At 59.3% G+C, this 17,343-nt stretch carries 17 protein-coding genes and 1 tRNA gene; 5 read left to right on the top strand and 13 right to left on the bottom strand.

What is annotated here, in order from left to right; genetic code table 11:
• Positions 1-52 precede the first annotated feature (52 nt).
• The gene (locus tag KHO07_RS27770) at positions 53-1,057 is read left to right on the top strand and encodes an AraC family transcriptional regulator (RefSeq protein ID WP_212626059.1); all 1,005 of its coding nucleotides are present in this window, start codon (positions 53-55) and stop codon (positions 1,055-1,057) included.
• A gap of 75 nt (positions 1,058-1,132) precedes the next feature.
• Here KHO07_RS27770 and KHO07_RS27775 read toward each other — a convergent pair whose 3' ends face one another.
• On the bottom strand, positions 1,133-1,819 hold the full coding sequence (locus KHO07_RS27775; protein WP_212626060.1) for a Crp/Fnr family transcriptional regulator: 687 nt from the start codon (positions 1,817-1,819) through the stop codon (positions 1,133-1,135).
• An 83-nt stretch (positions 1,820-1,902) separates the two neighbouring features.
• On the opposite strand from KHO07_RS27775, the gene KHO07_RS27780 reads away from it, so the two are divergent.
• The gene (locus tag KHO07_RS27780; protein ID WP_212626061.1) at positions 1,903-2,421 is read left to right on the top strand and encodes an Mpo1-like protein; all 519 of its coding nucleotides are present in this window, start codon (positions 1,903-1,905) and stop codon (positions 2,419-2,421) included.
• Positions 2,422-2,523: 102 nt separating this feature from the next.
• Here KHO07_RS27780 and KHO07_RS27785 read toward each other — a convergent pair whose 3' ends face one another.
• The 6 genes from KHO07_RS27785 to dibA all read right to left on the bottom strand — a co-directional run bounded on the left by KHO07_RS27785 (position 2,524) and on the right by dibA (position 8,711).
• Entirely contained in the window at positions 2,524-3,513 is a 990-nt protein-coding gene (locus KHO07_RS27785) for a sulfate ABC transporter ATP-binding protein (RefSeq protein ID WP_150735971.1), read from the bottom strand.
• A 3-nt stretch (positions 3,514-3,516) separates the two neighbouring features.
• A complete protein-coding gene (gene cysW, locus KHO07_RS27790; RefSeq protein ID WP_027922271.1) occupies positions 3,517-4,389 on the bottom strand; it encodes a sulfate ABC transporter permease subunit CysW in 873 nt (290 codons plus the stop codon).
• Between the two features lie 12 nt (positions 4,390-4,401).
• A complete protein-coding gene (gene cysT / locus KHO07_RS27795) occupies positions 4,402-5,220 on the bottom strand; it encodes a sulfate ABC transporter permease subunit CysT (protein ID WP_150735972.1) in 819 nt (272 codons plus the stop codon).
• Positions 5,221-5,288: 68 nt separating this feature from the next.
• Positions 5,289-6,302: a sulfate ABC transporter substrate-binding protein gene (locus KHO07_RS27800; RefSeq protein ID WP_212626062.1), complete on the bottom strand. Its 1,014-nt coding sequence runs from the start codon at positions 6,300-6,302 to the stop codon at positions 5,289-5,291.
• Between the two features lie 79 nt (positions 6,303-6,381).
• Complete coding sequence (gene oscA, locus KHO07_RS27805; RefSeq protein ID WP_007975618.1) at positions 6,382-6,564, bottom strand: sulfur starvation response protein OscA; 183 nt, start codon at positions 6,562-6,564, stop codon at positions 6,382-6,384.
• A 227-nt stretch (positions 6,565-6,791) separates the two neighbouring features.
• A complete protein-coding gene (gene dibA, locus KHO07_RS27810; protein WP_212626063.1) occupies positions 6,792-8,711 on the bottom strand; it encodes a phosphodiesterase DibA in 1,920 nt (639 codons plus the stop codon).
• A 147-nt stretch (positions 8,712-8,858) separates the two neighbouring features.
• On the opposite strand from dibA, the gene desA reads away from it, so the two are divergent.
• Both desA and KHO07_RS27820 read left to right on the top strand, forming a co-directional pair.
• Positions 8,859-10,040, top strand: coding sequence for a delta-9 fatty acid desaturase DesA (gene desA, locus KHO07_RS27815; protein ID WP_150735974.1), 1,182 nt, complete (start codon positions 8,859-8,861; stop codon positions 10,038-10,040).
• A 191-nt stretch (positions 10,041-10,231) separates the two neighbouring features.
• The gene (locus KHO07_RS27820; RefSeq protein ID WP_150735975.1) at positions 10,232-11,221 is read left to right on the top strand and encodes a sensor domain-containing diguanylate cyclase; all 990 of its coding nucleotides are present in this window, start codon (positions 10,232-10,234) and stop codon (positions 11,219-11,221) included.
• 113 nt (positions 11,222-11,334) lie between these two features.
• Here KHO07_RS27820 and KHO07_RS27825 read toward each other — a convergent pair whose 3' ends face one another.
• The 3 genes from KHO07_RS27825 to gabD form a co-directional block, all read right to left on the bottom strand.
• Positions 11,335-12,549 (bottom strand): response regulator, encoded by a 1,215-nt coding sequence (locus KHO07_RS27825; protein WP_212626064.1) that lies wholly within the window; start codon positions 12,547-12,549, stop codon positions 11,335-11,337.
• Positions 12,550-12,685: 136 nt separating this feature from the next.
• A complete protein-coding gene (gene gabT / locus KHO07_RS27830) occupies positions 12,686-13,963 on the bottom strand; it encodes a 4-aminobutyrate--2-oxoglutarate transaminase (protein ID WP_150735977.1) in 1,278 nt (425 codons plus the stop codon).
• Positions 13,964-14,162: 199 nt separating this feature from the next.
• Positions 14,163-15,605, bottom strand: coding sequence for an NADP-dependent succinate-semialdehyde dehydrogenase (gene gabD / locus KHO07_RS27835; RefSeq protein WP_212626065.1), 1,443 nt, complete (start codon positions 15,603-15,605; stop codon positions 14,163-14,165).
• A gap of 350 nt (positions 15,606-15,955) precedes the next feature.
• On the opposite strand from gabD, the gene KHO07_RS27840 reads away from it, so the two are divergent.
• A tRNA-Arg gene (locus tag KHO07_RS27840) sits at positions 15,956-16,032 on the top strand.
• A gap of 187 nt (positions 16,033-16,219) precedes the next feature.
• On the opposite strand, the gene KHO07_RS29325 is transcribed toward KHO07_RS27840, so the two are convergent.
• The 3 genes from KHO07_RS29325 to KHO07_RS27855 form a co-directional block, all read right to left on the bottom strand.
• Complete coding sequence (locus KHO07_RS29325; protein WP_244858255.1) at positions 16,220-16,405, bottom strand: type II toxin-antitoxin system RelE/ParE family toxin; 186 nt, start codon at positions 16,403-16,405, stop codon at positions 16,220-16,222.
• A complete protein-coding gene (locus tag KHO07_RS27850; RefSeq protein WP_212626066.1) occupies positions 16,402-16,701 on the bottom strand; it encodes a type II toxin-antitoxin system prevent-host-death family antitoxin in 300 nt (99 codons plus the stop codon). The genes KHO07_RS29325 and KHO07_RS27850 overlap by 4 nt, the downstream gene beginning before the upstream one ends.
• A gap of 160 nt (positions 16,702-16,861) precedes the next feature.
• Entirely contained in the window at positions 16,862-17,215 is a 354-nt protein-coding gene (locus tag KHO07_RS27855) for a DUF6124 family protein (RefSeq protein WP_212627702.1), read from the bottom strand.
• Between the last annotated feature and the right edge of the window lie 128 nt (positions 17,216-17,343).

Below are 17,343 nucleotides of genomic sequence, written 5' to 3' on the forward strand. Positions count from 1 at the left end.
TTTGCAGCGGTAGCCGTGAACGCCAACCTGTTGACCGGAAGCGCCAATCAGCATGACTGAACCGACCTCACTCGCCAGCTGGACCCGCGCCTTGCGCAAGCAGCTCGATGCCTTGGGCTTCGACAGCACCAGCCTGTGCCGGCAAGCGGGACTCGATCCGCAGTTGATGGAAGACCCGAACGCGCGCTATCCATTGTCCGGCACCACGCGCTTGTGGGAATTGGCGGTACAGGTCAGTGGCGACCCGGCGATTGGTTTGCGCGTGTCACGTTTCGTCAGCCCGACCACCTTCCACGCGTTGGGTTATGCGCTGGTGGCCAGCGGCAGTCTGCGTGAAGTGTTCGAACGCATCGTGCGCTATCACCAGGTGGTCAGCGATGCCCTGGAACTGGAGCTGACCCGCACCGAGGATCGCTACCTTTTTTGCCTGAAAATCCCCTGCGGCAATCCGGCCCCGGCCTTTGAGGCCATCGATGCATTCATGGCGATTTACGTGCGCACCTGCCGCAATCGCCTGGGCCGGGACTACGCGCCACTGGCGACATACCTGCGGCGCCCGGAGCCGGCAGACGCGCATCAATGGCATAAAGTCTTTCGCTCGCCGATGCACTTCGGCGCCGACGAAGACCGGCTGGAATTCGCCCTGGCTGATTTCGACAGTCACCTGGATGACGCCAACCCGGAACTGGCCGAGCACAACGAAACCGTGCTCAAACGCACCCTCGCGCAACTCAAGCCGCTGACGTGGGAGCGCAAGGTCCGCGATGCCATTGAAGAACAATTGCCCGAAGGCGAACCCAGCGCCGAACACATCGCCAAGGCCCTGCACCTGAGCCTGCGCAGCCTGCAAAGGCATCTGGCGGATGAAGGCTGTCGCTTCGATACGCTGCTCAACGAAAGCCGCGAGAACCTGGCACTGCTGCACCTGCGCGACTCGCACGTCTCGCTGAGCGAGATCAGTTATCTGCTGGGGTTTGCCGATACCAGCAGCTTCAGCCGCGCCTTCAAGCGCTGGACCGGGATGACGCCGGGGCAGTTTCGGGATGGGTTGCGCTGATTGATCAGGAAGGTGGTTGGCAGGACCGGCCCCATCGCGAGCAGGCTCGCTCCCACATGGGGTAGGTGTAGGCCGTTAAATTGTAGCGAGTGCCCGCAACCGCTCGGCATCGAGAATTTCGATTTCGCCGTAGCTCAGGCCAATGATCCCCTGCCCTTGCAAATCCTTGAGGATCTGGTTGGTGGTCTGGCGCGACAGCGACAACATCGAAGCAAGCTGCTCCTGCGGCAGTTGCAGGACGCGGCGTGGCTCGTCGATTTCGCCGTAGCCGGCGGCAATCATCAACAAGCGATGGGCCAATCGAGTGGGGGCCGGCATCAGGCTCAGTTGTTCGAGGTTGATGAAGGTCAGGCGCAGTTTCTGGCTCATCAACAAGGCCAGCTGTCGCCAATGCAGCGGCTGTTCTTCGAGCAGCGCCAGCAACACCGACTGCGGGATGTGCGCCAGGGTGCTATGTCCCAGGCTGAACGCATCGTGGGTGCGTGGCTGGCCATCGAACAGACCGATTTCACCGAACCAGTGCGGCGCTTCCACCACGCTCAACAATGCCTCTTTTCCCTGCTCGTTCACGGCACCGATACGCATCGCGCCTTCAAGCACCCCGTACAGGCCACAGGGCGCATCGCCACGCTTGAACAGCCGTTGACCCGGCGACAGGCGCCGCACCCTGGCCGCCGACAGCAGACTATCCTGTAGGGAAACAGGCAAATGGCTGAACCACTGACCGCCTGCCAGGCGTGGACGCCAGACCTGCATATCCATGAAAACTCCTAGAGATTGTCGCCTGGCTGACAGAGCGGAAACCGGCCCCGGGGCATGATCAATCACCCTACAGGAGAACAACAATGAAAAGTCTTGTCGACCACCTCAGTCAATACGCCGCCTATCACCGTGACCCGCGCAACATCGCCACGCACTTCATCGGCATTCCGCTGATCGTAGTGGCCGTCGCCGTGCTGCTGTCACGTCCACAATGGGGCGGGGGCTGGCTCTCGCCGGCGGTGTTGGTGTCGTTGGCATCAGCGTGGTTTTACCTGCGTCTTGAACTGCGCCTCGGGGTGCTGATGACAGTGTTGCTGGGACTTTGCGTGTGGGCGGGTCACGTCCTGGCGCAGCAAAGCACAATGGTCTGGTTGAGCAGCGGTGTGGCGATGTTTGTGATCGGCTGGGCGATTCAGTTTGTCGGCCACCACTATGAAGGCCGCAAACCGGCGTTCGTCGATGATGTGACGGGGTTGATTGTCGGGCCGTTGTTTGTGGTGGCTGAGCTGGCGTTTTTGCTGGGGATGCGGCATGAGCTCAAAGAGCAGATCGAAGCGCGTGCGGGCGGGGTGCGGGTCAATCCGAAACGTGCGGCTGTTTAGATCGCAATCGCGAGCAAGCTCGCTCCCACAATGGGTCGGTGTTGAGCACAAAATCTGTGACAGACCGATATCCCTGTGGGAGCAGGCTTGCCCGCGATGCTTTTAGAGGTTGGCGACTTTCTGCCAGACCTTCGGTTTGAAGAACAGCGTCTCGCCCTTCGCCAACCCGATCAGGCTGTCGTGATCCTTCACCACTTCGGCCTCGATCAGATCACTTTGCCCTTCCACCTTCAGCGTTACCCGCGTCGTTGCCCCCAGCGGACGGATATCCCGCACTTCGGCCGCATGGTGATCGTCCAGTTCATGCCGCGACAGTGACACTTCGTGCGGACGGAACAGCACGTGATTGTCTTCGCCCAAGTGCAGACGGTTGGAATCACCCAGGAAGTGATAAACAAAATCGCTGGCCGGATTTTCGTAGACGTCGCCCGGTGAGCCGATCTGCTCGATCACGCCCTTGTTCATCACCACGATACGGTCGGCGACTTCCATCGCTTCTTCCTGGTCATGGGTCACGAACACCGACGTCAGGTTGATGTCTTCGTGCAGGCGCGCCAGCCAACGGCGCAGCTCTTTACGGACCTTGGCATCGAGCGCACCGAACGGTTCGTCGAGCAGCAGCACCTTCGGCTCCACCGCCAAGGCACGGGCCAGCGCAATACGCTGGCGCTGACCACCGGAGAGTTGTTCCGGGTAGCGATCCGACAACCAATCCAGCTGCACCATGTTCAGCAGCTCGTGAACCTTCGCCGCGATCTGGCTTTCGCTCGGGCGCTGGTTCTTCGGCTTCATGCGCAGGCCGAACGCGACGTTGTCGAATACCGTCATGTGGCGGAACAGCGCGTAGTGCTGGAACACGAAACCGACATTGCGATCACGCACGTCGTGGCCGGATACGTCTTCACCGTGGAACACGATGTTGCCCTGATCCGGCGTTTCCAGTCCGGCGATGATCCGCAGCAGCGTTGTCTTGCCGCAGCCCGAAGGACCGAGCAGCGCGACGAGCTCGCCGCTCTGGATGTCCAGGCTGATGTTGTCCAGCGCCTTGAACGCATTGAAATTCTTGCTGACGTTACGCACTTCGATCGACATGAATTATTCCTCCGCGGCGCTGGCGCGCAGGCGGTTAATACGGTTTTCGCTCCACTGCTTCAGCAGCAGGATGAAGAGCGCCATGATCAGCAACAGGCTCGCCACGGCGAACGCGGCCACGTGGTTGTATTCGTTGTAGAGGATCTCGACGTGCAGTGGCAGGGTGTTGGTCACCCCGCGAATGTGCCCGGAAACCACCGACACCGCACCGAATTCCCCCATGGCCCGTGCGGTACACAGCACCACGCCGTAGATCAGGCCCCATTTGATATTGGGAACGGTGACGTGCCAGAACATCTGCCAGCCATTGGCGCCGAGCAAACGCGCGGCCTCTTCTTCCTGGGTGCCCTGCTCCTGCATCAGCGGAATCAGCTCTCGCGCCACGAACGGCACGGTGACGAAAATCGTCGCCAGCACGATGCCTGGCAAGGCGAAGACGATCTGGATGTCGTGGTCCTGCAGCCACGGCCCGAACAGGCCCTGGGCACCGAACATCAAGACGTAGACCAGACCGGCGATCACCGGCGATACCGAGAACGGCAGGTCGATCAACGTGACCAACATGCTCTTGCCGCGGAACGAGTACTTGCTCACGCACCACGCAGCGCTGACGCCGAACACCAGGTTCAGCGGCACCGAAATCAGCACGGCAATCACCGTGAGCTTCAGGGCGGACAACGCATCAGGCTCGAAGATGGCGGTGAAAAACGCACCGAGGCCCAGCTTCAAACCCTGGGACACAACGATGAACAGCGGCAGCAGCAGGAATAGCGCAAAAATCAGCCAGCCGAGACCGATCAGGATGCGCCGCGAAGTCGCACTGCCACGACGGGCAGCGTTGGCGGAAGAGGCGGCAGCAATAGACGATTGGGACATGTTCGCGCCTCCTTAAGGGGTTTCGATGCGTCGCTGCAGCAAGTTGATCAGCAGCAGCAAGATGAAAGAAACCACCAGCATCAGTACACCAATGGAGGTAGCGCCCGTGTAATCGTACTGGTCGAGTTTGACCATGATCAGCAGCGGCAGGATCTCGGTTTTCATCGGCATGTTGCCGGCGATGAAAATCACCGAACCGTACTCGCCGACCCCGCGGGCAAAGGCCAGGGCGAAACCGGTCAACCATGCAGGCAGCAGTGCCGGCACCAGGATATGACGGAACACCTGAAACGGCTTCGCACCCAGGCACGCTGCCGCTTCTTCCACTTCACGAGGGATATCAGCCAATACTGGCTGTACGGTACGTACCACGAATGGAAGGGTCACAAACGTCAGGGCAAGGGTGATGCCCAGGGGGGTGTAGGCGATCTTGAAACCCAGGTCCGTTGCAAACTGACCGACCAGACCGGTAGGCGCGTACAGCGCGGTCAGCGCGATACCGGCCACGGCGGTGGGCAGAGCGAACGGCAAATCGATCATCGCATCGATGATTTTGCGTCCGGGGAAGGTATAGCGCACCAGCACCCAGGCCAGCAGCGTGCCGATGATGCCGTTGATGATCGCGGCATACAGCGCGGTGCCGAAGCTCAGCTTCAGCGCTGCCAGCACCCTTGGCGCCGAGATGATTGCCCAGAACTGATCCCAGGTGAGTTGAGCGGCATGCACGAACATCGCCGCCAGTGGTATGAGCACAATCAGGCTGAGGTACACCAAGGTGTAACCCAGCGTCAGCCCGAAGCCGGGTATGACGGGGGAGATACGACGCGACATAAAAGTCCTTGGTTGTGTGGCGAGGGAGCCAAGCTCCCTCGCCACAAAGAGTCTGGATCCTGCTCAGATTACTGCGCCTGGTAAATCTGGTCGAACACGCCGCCGTCGTTGAAGAATTTCGGCTGCGCGGTTTTCCAACCGCCGAAGTCTTTGTCGATGGTCACCAGCTCCAGTTTCGGGAACTGCTTGGCGTACTTGGCGGCCACATCCTTGTCACGTGGACGATAGAAGTTTTTCGCCGCAATTTCCTGACCAGCCGGGCTGTACAGGTGCTTGAGGTACTCTTCGGCGATCTCGGTGTTGCCCTTTTTCTCGGCGTTCTTGTCGACCAGCGCCACCGGTGGCTCGGCGAGGATCGACAGCGAAGGCACGACGATGTCGAACTTGTCGGCGCCGCCATCTTCTTTCAGCGCGAGGAAGGCTTCGTTTTCCCAAGCCAGCAACACGTCACCCTGACCGTTGTTGACGAAAGTGATGGTCGAGCCGCGGGCACCGGTGTCCAGCACAGGCACGTGCTTGAACAGGGTTTGCACATATTCCTTGGCCTTGGCTTCATCACCGCCATTGGCTTTCAGGCCGTAGGCCCACGCTGCGAGGAAGTTCCAGCGTGCGCCGCCGGAGGTTTTCGGGTTCGGGGTGATCACCGAGACGTCGCTCTTGACCAGATCGCCCCAGTCCTTGATGCCTTTAGGATTGCCTTTGCGTACCAGGAACACGATGGTCGAGGTGTACGGCGTGCTCGCTTCCGGCAGACGCGTCTGCCAGTCCGCCGGCAGGGTCTTGCCGAGCTTGGCGATTTCGTCGATGTCACCGGCCAGGGCCAGGGTCACCACGTCGGCACGCAGGCCATCGATCACGGCCCGGCCTTGCTTGCCCGAACCACCGTGGGATTGCTGGATCTTCACCGTGTCGCCCGCGTGATCCTTCTGCCAGTGCTTGATGAACTCGGCGTTGTATTCCTGATACAGCTCACGGGTCGGGTCATACGACACGTTCAACAGCTCGTAATCCTTGGCAACCGCGGAACCGGCAAAAAGGGCACTGGCCAGGGCGGCCAAAGCGAAATGGCGAATCGACGACATGGTGAAAGCTCCTGGAATTCTTGGTGTGTTGGCTTTTCTTATGGAGTGTTGGAATCGGGTTGCCTGCTCAAAGATCGCATCAGCCCGGCTTGTTGCCCGGCTGCTGCAAACGGAATTTTTCCTTGCGCTCGATCTGAACCACCTGGGCGTTGTGCACGGTGATTTCCACGGCACCAAAACGCAGATCGCGCAGGGCGCTCTGGATTTCACGCAGAATGGTTGCTTCGTCCTGGCCGTCAACGCTACGCAGAGATGCGCTCATGGTGCTGCTCCTTCGACTGTGTGGTTGCCTGGCAGTGGCGGCACTGCTTGCGGCGTGAAACCAATAGTAGAGAGGCGCAGATATTCTTAAAAAGACTATTTAAGAATGTTTATATAACCAGAAGGCATTATTTGACAGGGCATGGATTTGCGCCGGGGGAAGATCCAAAGACCGCAGCCCTGCGGGGCCCTATGCTGGCGCTGCCAAAGGGCTGAGGTGTTTTTCTTTTACCGAATCACCGGCGCATGAGCCCAATCCAGTTTCGCGACCGGCACCGGTCGGCCGAACCAATAACCCTGCCCCAAATGACAATCGTGCTCGAGCAGGAACGCCGCCTGTTCCACTTGCTCGATTCCTTCTGCCTGCACCTGCATCCCCATGCTCTGCGCCAGGGCGACGATGACCCGCACGATGGCCGAATCATCCTCATCACACGGCAGCCCGGCGACGAAGCCCTGATCAATCTTGAGTTTCTGCACCGGCAAGCGCTTGAGCCGCAGCAAGGACGAGTAGCCCGTGCCGAAATCGTCGATAGCCAGGCATACGCCCAGCTCACGCAGGCGGTGCATTTGCTCCAACGCGACTTCCGGATCGTCCATCACCGCGCTTTCGGTGACCTCGAGCTCCAGACACGCCGGGTCGAGCCCGGTTTCGTGCAGCACCTGCGCCACTTGCTGGTAAAGCTCGCGACGAGCGAACAGCCGCGAGGAAACATTCACCGCGACAAATGACAATTCGACACCGGCCTTGCGCCACTGGCACATCTGCAGGCACGCCTGGCGCATCACCCAAGCATCAATGTCCGCGATCAGCCCCGTTCGCTCAGCGACGGGAATGAATTCCCCCGGCGCAACCAGACCACGCTGCGGATGCTCCCAACGCACCAACGCCTCGACGCCGACCAGGCGACTGGTCTGAAGATCGTGAACCGGCTGGTAATGCACCCGCAGCTGTTGCTGCTCCAGGGCGAGTCGCAACTCGAATGCCAACTCGACTCGCTGCTGGGCATGGGCGGTCAACTCTTCGGTGTAGAGCGCGTAACCATTGCGGCCCGCGCTCTTGGCCTTGAACAAGGCCGAATCGGCATTGCGCAATAGTTGCTCCGCGTTCAGGGCATCACTGGGGAACAGGCTGATACCGATGCTGGCATTGATAAACAACGACTGCCCGTCGATCAGGAAAGGCTCTTTGAGGCCGTCGATGATGCGCTGGGCCAATGCCGCAGCCTGCACCAACTGCGGACAACTTTCGGCCAGCACGGCGAACTCATCACCCCCAAGCCGCGCCAGAGTGATCGCCGGCCCGAATATCGCCTGCAAACGCTGGGCGACGGCTTTGAGCAATTGGTCACCCATGGTGTGCCCAAGGCTGTCGTTGATCATCTTGAAGTGATCCAGATCGATCATCAGCAAGGCACAACCACGCTTGTGCATTTGCGCCGACGTCAATGCCTGCTCGACACGGTCGGTGAACAGCAATCGATTGGGCAAATCAGTCAGCGGATCGTGGTGTGCCAGGTGCATCAATTCGTGTTCGGAATGCTTGATCGCACTGATATCGGAAAACACCGCCACGTAATGGCTACGCCGCCCCTGGTCGTCGAAAATGATGCGGATGGTCTGCCACTGCGGGTAAATCTCGCCGCTTTTGCGCCGATTCCAGATTTCCCCGCTCCACTCGCCCGAGCGGTCCAGGGTGGCGAACATCGCCTGATAGAAGTCCGCCGAATGACGGCCGGATTTAAACAGGTTGGGCCGCTGCCCCAAGACCTCTTCACCCTGATAGCCGGTAATTTCCATGAACGCGCGGTTCACATGGACAATCAGCCCGTCGCAATCAGTGACCAACACCCCTTCGCGGGTGCAATCGAACACGGCGGCCGCCTGACGCAAACGCTCTCGATCTTCGCGGCGTTCACGCAGTTTGGCGCCGACTTCCAGGCTTCGAAGCAGTCGAGCGCGGGCAATAAAGATCAACCCGGCGCTCAATGCCACCCAGACGTAACCGTTGATCAGTTGCCAGCGCAACCGCTCGACTGAGTGATCGAAGAAACTGTTCAATAAATAGTCACTCCCCTGCAGCCAGATCACAGAGAGCAACAGGTAAAGCAGCGCTGCACGCAAGGCATCGCGATAGCTGGCAGACATACGACGGTCCATGTCCCTACAAAATTGCCGGGATTATAGGTTAAAGACACATTCAGCCACTCTTATCTGAAAGGGCGACTGGTTTTCTCTGTGGGCTTAGTGATAATGCAACGGCTGTTTTTTTCTTTATCGAGGGCCCTATAGCCTATGTGGTACGAAGGTTTTCTCGGCTTGTCGCCCTGGTCACTGGTGGCAGTCACCCTGCTGATGACCCACGTGACAATCGTCGCCGTCACGGTCTATCTGCACCGTTATTCAGCCCACCGCTCCCTGGAGCTGAATGCGGGCCTGAAACATTTCTTCCGCTTCTGGCTGTGGCTGACCACGGCGCAGAACACCCGCGAGTGGACGGCTATCCACCGCAAGCACCACGCCAAGTGCGAAACCGAAGATGATCCGCACAGCCCGGTCGTCAAAGGCTTGTCCACCGTTCTGCGCAAAGGCGCCGAGCTGTACCGCGCCGAAGCGGAAAACCCCGAGACCCTGCGCATCTACGGCAAGAACTGCCCCGAAGACTGGATCGAGCGCAATCTCTATTCCCGCTTTCCGCTGCTGGGCGTGGCGATCATGGGCGTCATCGACCTGCTGCTGTTCGGCACCATCGGCATCACCATCTGGGCCATCCAGATGATGTGGATCCCGGTGTGGGCTGCCGGCGTGGTCAATGGCCTGGGTCACGCCGTCGGCTACCGCAACTTCGAATGCCGCGATGCGGCGACCAATCTGGTGCCTTGGGGCATTCTCATTGGTGGTGAAGAACTGCATAACAACCATCACACCTACCCTAACTCGGCCAAATTGTCGGTGAAGAAGTGGGAATTCGATATGGGCTGGGCATGGATTCAAGTGTTCAGTTTCCTGCGCCTGGCCAAGGTCCAGCGGGTCGCGCCGATTGCCCACCGCGTCGAGGGCAAGGGCAGCCTGGACATGGACACCGCGATGGCGATCCTCAACAACCGCTTCCAGATCATGGCTCAGTACCGCAAATTGGTGATCGGCCCGCTGGTCAAGCAAGAACTGGAAAAGGTCGATCATTCGGTTCGTCACCAGTTCCACCGCGCCAAGCGCCTGCTCTCCCGGGAGACCAGCCTGCTGGACGAAAAACACCACGTACGCATCCAGAACATGCTCGAGCACAGCCAAGCGCTGAAGGTAATTTACGAGAAACGCCTGGCCTTGCAGCAGATCTGGGTCAAGACCAGCTCAAATGGTCATGACATGCTGGCCGCCATCAAGGACTGGGTACACGAAGCCGAAGCCAGCGGGATTCAATCCCTGCGTGATTTCGCTGATCAGCTGAAAACCTACTCCCTGCGCCCTACCGCCTGACGGTGGCTAACCTGACAACGCGTTTTTAAAACGCGTTGTCAGTACCGCCCGGCGGGAGCAAGCTCCCTCGTCACCAAAAGCGGGAACTTCGCCAAAAATCCCCCCTCTCAAAGACACTTCGCCATCCTGGCGGGCTTCGTTATGGCCGCTTTCGAATCTCGAGCGGCGCACGCCCTTTGAGATTTGTGCCGATGGTCAATAAAAACCTGAAAGACCCCTCTTCACCGCAGTGGCCAGAGGCCGCTCAAACCTTGCTGGCGCTCATGCACGCCCAAGGCGAAGTGGCGCGCCTGAGTGAACGCGAACAGTTATTCAGCACGCTGCTGGTCAGCGTCAACGCCGTGCTTTGGGCGTTCAACTGGGAAACCCGTCAGGTGCTGTATGTCAGCCCCGCCTACGAACGGATTTTCGGCCGCTCCGCCGACCTTTTGCTGTCCGACTACAACCAGTGGCGCGACAGCATTTACCCCGACGACCTGGAATACGCCGAGCGCAGCCTGGCACAAGTGCTCGACAAAGGCGCCGTGGAAGACCGCGAATACCGGATCATCGACGGCGACGGCCAGGTGCGCTGGCTCAGCGACAAGTGCTTCATCAACCGTCAGGCGGAACCCGGCCAGCCGCTGATCATTGTTGGCATCGCGGAAGACATCACCGAAAAAAAGCAGATGGAAACCGAGCTGCAACGCCTGGCCACTACCGACGCCTTGACCCAGAGCAGCAATCGCCGACATTTCTTCGACGGTGCGAATCAGGAGTTCGAACTGGCACGGCAGCAAGGCACGCCGCTGTCATTCCTGATGCTGGACATCGATGACTTCAAAGTGATCAACGACACTTACGGCCATCAGGAAGGCGACAACGTGCTGCAACACATCGCCGACAGCGGCCGCGCCGCGCTGCGTCGTGGCGATCTGTTCGGGCGAATCGGGGGTGAGGAGTTCGCAGCGGTTTTCCCCGGCTGCACCCCGGAAATGGCCCTGCAAGTGGCCGAGCGCCTGCAACGGGAGATCCAGCGCTTGAGCTTCAACCACGACGGCCAGACATTCGGCATCACCGTCAGCCAAGGGTTGACCAGCCTCATTGCCGAAGACGAAAACATCGACAGCCTCTTTACCCGCGCCGATGCGGCGATGTATCAGGCCAAACGCGATGGCAAGAACCGGATTGTCACCGCCTGACGATCCCACAAAAAACCTGTAGGCGCTGGCTTGCCAGCGATTGCAGACGACTCGGGGAGCCAGGCATACCGCCATCGCTGGCAAGCCAGCTCCTACAGAGGTTGGTGTGAAGATTACTGCTTGCGCATCCGCATCAACTCCGGCAGACCGATCTTGAGCAACCGTGCCGTGCGACTTCTGGCCAGTTCCTCAACGCCTTCATGCTCGGTCAGCCGCGCCAGTTGCGCCGCCATGTTCATCACCAAGGCTTCACGCGAGTAAACCCCGCCACCGAGCTGATACACCGCGGCAATCAGCTCTCGCAGCTCCAGCGGCAGCCGCCAGCGCGTACGCAGCGCCGAACCATAGGCCGCGCCGAATTCTGCCAGCGCTTCGCCGACCTCCTCCTGTTCGTCCAACTCGCCACCGGCCTGCTTCCATTCCTGCAAACAACGCAACAACGCCAAGTCCCCCAAGCAATGCAACATGCCGGCGCAATAACAGCGCGCCTGATCCAGGTCGAGCAAACGCGCCAGGGTTCGGGCGTATTCAGCCGTGTGCAGCGACAGGTCCCAATAACGCTCGGCGTAATCCGCCAGTAAGGGGTCGCTGAGCCGGGCACTGCGTTTGAGCGCCAGCCCCAGAATCAGGTTCATGCTTTGTCCGGTGCCCAGTCGATGCAACGCCTGAGACAGCGTCTGCACGGCGGCGCCATGGTGCTGCGCCGCGCTGTTGGCGGCGGCAATGAGTACGGCGGTAATCTGCGGATCGGTGCGAATTTCATCTTCCAGCAGCGTCAGATCAAGGCCGTTGGGATTGAGGCTGCGTTTGACTGCCAACTGCACGTCGGTCATCAACGGCGCGCCCTCGGCCAGCTCACGACGACGCTCCAGGAACACCGACAATGTCATGCCCGGCGCCAACGCCGGCACTTCGCACGACACTTCCTGACCGGCGCTGAGCAGCAAATCCTGCAGGCGCTGGGTCAGGTTTTCCATGTTCAGCGGTTTGGTCAGGTAGGCGGTCGGCGCCAGCGGCAAGGCCTCGCGCACGCTCGCACTGTCGTTGCGGCTGCTCATCAGGATGAAGGGCAATGGCGGATTGCGTTTGCGCTGACGAATATTGCGCAGCACATTCAGGCCATCGACGCCGGGTAACTCCCAATCGACGATCACCAGGTCATACGGTTTGAGCGCCAATAACTCCAACGCCGCCTGGCCATCGGCGCACAAGTCCAGTCGCGCGTCGCAGCGAACGTTCAACAACACTTCCTTGAGCAAATCCCGGGACCAAGGGTCGGCCTCGGCGATCAGCACTCTTGGCACGGCGGGTAAATTGACCACTGTCATACGGCTCTCCCTTGCAATGCCTGAACCTTAGCGAATGCTGGCCTTTCGATACAGCGCTAATGCGCGGGTTACATTTCGGTTGGCATAAAAAACCCGCCGAAGCGGGTTTTTTTGACGATCAGGTCACACTAAGTGATCACAGCTCGGAGAAGCACTCTTCGATGATCGCCAGACCTTTGTCCAGTTGCTCGTCCGGCGAAGTCAGCGGTACCAGGACGCGCAGAACGTTGCCGTAGGTGCCGCAGGACAGCAGGATCAGACCCTTGTCGCGAGCCTTGGCCACAACCGATGCCACTGCGGCAGCGTTCGGCTTGTGGCTGTCGCCGTCTTCGAACAGCTCGACCGCGATCATCGCGCCCAGGGCACGGACTTCACCGATTACCGGGTACTTGGCCTGGATGGCTTTGAGGCCAGTAACCAGACGCTCGCCGACCGCCTTGCAACGATCCAGCAGGTGCTCTTCCTCGAACACTTCCATCACGGCCAGGGCCGCGGCGCAAGCGATCGGGCTACCGGCGTAAGTGCCGCCCAGGCCGCCTGGAGCGATGGCGTCCATGTATTCGGCTTTGCCGCACACACCGGCCAGCGGGAAGCCGCCAGCGATGGATTTGGCGAAGGTGGTCAGATCGGCAGCAACGCCCATCTGTTCCATGGCGAAGAAGGTGCCGGTACGGCCAGCGCCAGTCTGTACTTCGTCAGCGATCAGCAGGATGCCGTGCTGGTCGCACAGGGCACGCAGACGCTTCATGAATTCTTTCGGCGCGACGTAGAAACCACCCTCGCCCTGAACCGGCTCGATGATGATCGCTGCGATGTCACGCGGCTCGGCGTCGTTCTTGAAGATGCGTTCGATGGAAGCGATCGAATCGTCGATGCTCACACCGTGCAGTTCGTTCGGGTACAGCGCGCGGAACACGCCGCCTGGCATCAGGCCCATGCCGGCCGAGTAAGGCACGACTTTACCGGTCAGGCCCAGGGTCATCATGGTGCGACCGTGGTAAGCGCCGGTGAAGGCAATCACACCGGCACGGCCAGTGGCGGCACGGGCGATTTTCACGGCGTTTTCTACGGCTTCGGAACCGGTGGTGACCAGCAGGGTTTTCTTGTCGAAATCACCTGGCACCTTGGCGTTGATTTTTTCGCACACTTCTACGTACGGTTCGTAGGCCAGAACCTGGAAGCAAGTGTGGGTCAGCTTGTTCAGCTGCTCGGTCACGGCAGCAATCACTTTCGGGTGCACGTGGCCGGTGTTCAGCACAGCGATACCGCCGGCGAAGTCGATGAACTCGCGACCTTCAACGTCGGTCACGGTGGCGTTCTTCGCGGAGTCGGCGAAGATCGGGTGAATCTGGCCAACACCACGTGGAACAGCAGCGGTACGGCGGGCCATCAAAGAAGCGTTAGTCTTGCTCATAAAGTCCTCATTCGCCGCTCATCGGGCGGCGTGGTTCAAGGAAAATGCGGCGGGGATTCAACGGTGGCAGCATGCGATGATCGACTGCCACGGCGTTCCCGGCCACAGAGAAAATTCCGGTTTGAAGCAACGCAAAGGGACAGCGCTCTCGTGCCCTTTGCGCTTGAAGCAATGCCTTGCCGGGCTTATGCCCTCGAGCTTAGATGCCCAGGCAGAGGTATTTGATTTCCAGGTAATCTTCGATGCCGTACTTGGAGCCTTCACGGCCCAGGCCCGAAGCCTTGATGCCGCCGAACGGCGCGACTTCGTTGGAGATCAGCCCGGTATTGACGCCGACCATACCGTATTCCAGGGCTTCAGCCACACGGAACACACGGCCCAGGTCGCGAGCGTAGAAATACGAGGCCAGACCGAACTCGGTGTCGTTCGACATCGCGATCACATCGGCTTCATCTTTGAAACGGAACAGCGGCGCCAATGGGCCGAAGGTTTCTTCCTTGGCGACGGCAGCGTTGTTCGGCACGTTGGTCAGGATGGTCGGCTCGAAGAAGTTACCTTCCATCGGCTTGCCGCCGGACAGCACGGTGGCGCCTTTGGCAACGGCGTCAGCGATGTGCTCTTGAACTTTGGCGACCGCTTTTTCGTCGATCAGCGGACCGGTGGTGGTGCCGGCTTCCAGACCGTTGCCGATCTTCAGCTTGGCGACTGCCACTTTCAGCTTCTCGGCGAATGCGTCGTAGACCGAATCCTGAATGTACAGACGGTTCGCGCAGACGCAGGTCTGGCCGTTGTTGCGGTATTTGGAAATGATCGCGCCTTCGACGGCCTTATCCAGGTCCGCGTCGTCGAACACGATGAACGGCGCGTTACCGCCCAGTTCCAGGGACACTTTCTTGATGTCCTTGGCGCATTCCGACATCAGTTGACGACCGATCTCGGTCGAACCGGTGAAGGACAGTTTGCGTACGATCGGGTTGCTGGTCAGCTCGCTGCCGATGTCGCCGGCACTGCCGGAAACAACGCTGAACACACCAGCAGGAATGCCGGCACGCTGGGCCAGTTCGGCCAGGGCGAAAGCGGAAAACGGAGTTTGCGAAGCAGGCTTGAGTACCATGGTGCAACCGGCGGCCAGGGCCGGGCCGGCTTTACGGGTGATCATCGCGGCCGGGAAGTTCCACGGGGTGATGGCAGCGGTCACGCCGATCGGCTGCTTGATCACGATCAGGCGCTTGTCTGGCTGGTGGCCCGGAATCACGTCACCGTAGATGCGCTTGGCTTCTTCAGCGAACCACTCGATGAAGGAAGCGGCGTAAACGATTTCACCCTTGGCTTCGGCCAATGGCTTGCCTTGTTCCAGGGTCATCAGGCGAGCCAGGTCGTCCTGGTTCTCGATGATCAGCTCGAACCAACGACGCAGCTTGTTCGCACGTTCCTTGGCGGTCAGTGCACGCCAGGCCGGCAGTGCTTTGTCAGCGGCTTCGATTGCACGGCGGGTTTCGGCAGCGCCCATTTTCGGCACAGTGCCCAGAATTTCGCCCGTTGCCGGGTTGTTGACCTTGATCGTCTGACCATTGTCCGCATCTACCCAAGCGCCATCGATGAAGGCTTGCTGGCGGAACAACTGGGTGTCTTTAAGCTGCATGTCGGCTTTCCTTAACAGCACCGCGCGATACGCGGAGCAAATTATGATTGTAGAAAGGCGCCTCAGTAGGCTGCCGTCAGGGAAATCATTCACCGGGCTGAAGCACATAAATAGCGCACTGTTCGAAACTCGTGCGGTTCAGCACCCAGACAAGAGCGTTTGAAATCTCAAACGAATCCTAGGATCAAAGGGGGTAAAGGACAATAGGCTGTTCGAAAAAAAGAACGAAAACGCCGCATTTGCCCAATTTTTCTGATCAACGTAGCAAACACAGGTTACGCTTTGGAAAAGCACTGTCGATTCAGCGGCATGGACGCATGCAGTGCATATGAGTATCATGGCGCCCGCTTGCACCAGTAGCTCAGCTGGATAGAGTACTGCCCTCCGAAGGCAGGGGTCGTGGGTTCGAATCCCGCCTGGTGCACCATATAGAAGAAACGAGAAAGCCTCAGGCCTTAGGGACTGGGGCTTTTTTGTGGGTGATGGGTTTTGACCTAGTGATCCACGCTGCTTGATTCAAACAGCCGGCCGATATCGCGCGCGCTATGCAGTACCCTCGATGTGAACATCGTTGGCGACCACGCAGTAAAAAATCAGATATCGACCATGAGTAATCATTCGTACGCCTTTGGCGTAGTCCTCCGAGAAATCCCAAGAAGCGGCTGCGCAATCAGCCGTGAACACTGCACTCGCAGCTCACCAATAAACGACTTGGCGCGGCCAGGATTGTCACGGGCGATGTATCTCGCGATCTGCTGCAAATCATCTCGTGCTTGAGCGGAGAAAAGCAGTTGCCTCACGGATGCCCCTGCTCAGCTGCGACCTCATCAATGAGCGCGTCGAGCTCAGCAAACACGGTATCGGCGGCGATGGCTGGACGTGGATCATTGCGGCTGGCAGCAATGGCCTCACGAATTTCCGCTGCCTGCAATCGATCCAGCAATTCCTGATAAGCCGCGTGCGGCAAGAGATAAGCGGCGGGACGATTATGGTTAAGAACAGCAATAGCCTCTGAGCCTGCCTGCTCGATCACAGTGCTGGGACTGCGCTTGAGTTCGGTGATGCTAACCGACCGGCTAGCGAGTAATTGCTCCATGACGGCTCCAAAGGTACTAAAAATAGTACTTTATAGTGCTTGATTGTCGGAGCTACGATCAACGAGCATTTGGCCGAAGCCATATTGGTGCAAAAAAACCGCCGAAGCGGTTTTTTCATTTTATCGTCGAATCAAACGGCCTATTAATAATAGGTAAAGCTTATTCAGGACGGGACACGCGCCTATTTTTTGGCCGACACCTAAGCGTCAGCGGTTTGTTTTGCTGCATGGCGAAAATCGCCGCCATCTCAGGTTCATCCAGGTGATCCAGCGCCCGCTCCACCAACAAATGCACGCCATCGGCCATGCGGCTGAGCGCCAGGGCTTTGAAGCGGCGTGAACCGTCTACATTGTCGGCGAGGTCGGCGGCTATGGCGCTGATCGACAGCAGGTCTTCCGAGGCGTTGGCGAGCAGGGTTTCAGTGTTGATGTTGGGGCTGACGGTGAAGAGCGAGCCTTTGCGTTCAGGTTGCTCTGATTCGGATGCTGGTGGGTCGGGGACTTTTTTGGACATTTGACTAACTACAGAAGTGGAGCCGTACACACGTCGCTGCTAAACGATGGGTGGCGGCTGTGCGCGGGTTAGCAGACCGGGGAGTTAGCAAACCGGCGCGCCCGAGGGCGCCCCACGCACAGCCACCA

Source organism: Pseudomonas sp. PP3 (genome assembly GCF_905336995.1).
Lineage (GTDB): Bacteria > Pseudomonadota > Gammaproteobacteria > Pseudomonadales > Pseudomonadaceae > Aquipseudomonas > Aquipseudomonas reinekei.

Bases quoted from the DNA above. Each gene is read 5' to 3' on its own strand.
- KHO07_RS27770 (WP_212626059.1), top strand. From the start codon at position 53: ATGACTGAACCGACCTCACTCGCCAGCTGGACCCGCGCCTTGCGCAAG.
- KHO07_RS27775 (WP_212626060.1), bottom strand. From the start codon at position 1,819: ATGGATATGCAGGTCTGGCGTCCACGCCTGGCAGGCGGTCAGTGGTTC.
- KHO07_RS27780 (WP_212626061.1), top strand. From the start codon at position 1,903: ATGAAAAGTCTTGTCGACCACCTCAGTCAATACGCCGCCTATCACCGT.
- KHO07_RS27785 (WP_150735971.1), bottom strand. From the start codon at position 3,513: ATGTCGATCGAAGTGCGTAACGTCAGCAAGAATTTCAATGCGTTCAAG.
- cysW (WP_027922271.1), bottom strand. From the start codon at position 4,389: ATGTCCCAATCGTCTATTGCTGCCGCCTCTTCCGCCAACGCTGCCCGT.
- cysT (WP_150735972.1), bottom strand. From the start codon at position 5,220: ATGTCGCGTCGTATCTCCCCCGTCATACCCGGCTTCGGGCTGACGCTG.
- KHO07_RS27800 (WP_212626062.1), bottom strand. From the start codon at position 6,302: ATGTCGTCGATTCGCCATTTCGCTTTGGCCGCCCTGGCCAGTGCCCTT.
- oscA (WP_007975618.1), bottom strand. From the start codon at position 6,564: ATGAGCGCATCTCTGCGTAGCGTTGACGGCCAGGACGAAGCAACCATT.
- dibA (WP_212626063.1), bottom strand. From the start codon at position 8,711: ATGTCTGCCAGCTATCGCGATGCCTTGCGTGCAGCGCTGCTTTACCTG.
- desA (WP_150735974.1), top strand. From the start codon at position 8,859: ATGTGGTACGAAGGTTTTCTCGGCTTGTCGCCCTGGTCACTGGTGGCA.
- KHO07_RS27820 (WP_150735975.1), top strand. From the start codon at position 10,232: ATGGTCAATAAAAACCTGAAAGACCCCTCTTCACCGCAGTGGCCAGAG.
- KHO07_RS27825 (WP_212626064.1), bottom strand. From the start codon at position 12,549: ATGACAGTGGTCAATTTACCCGCCGTGCCAAGAGTGCTGATCGCCGAG.
- gabT (WP_150735977.1), bottom strand. From the start codon at position 13,963: ATGAGCAAGACTAACGCTTCTTTGATGGCCCGCCGTACCGCTGCTGTT.
- gabD (WP_212626065.1), bottom strand. From the start codon at position 15,605: ATGCAGCTTAAAGACACCCAGTTGTTCCGCCAGCAAGCCTTCATCGAT.
- KHO07_RS27850 (WP_212626066.1), bottom strand. From the start codon at position 16,701: ATGGAGCAATTACTCGCTAGCCGGTCGGTTAGCATCACCGAACTCAAG.
- KHO07_RS27855 (WP_212627702.1), bottom strand. From the start codon at position 17,215: ATGTCCAAAAAAGTCCCCGACCCACCAGCATCCGAATCAGAGCAACCT.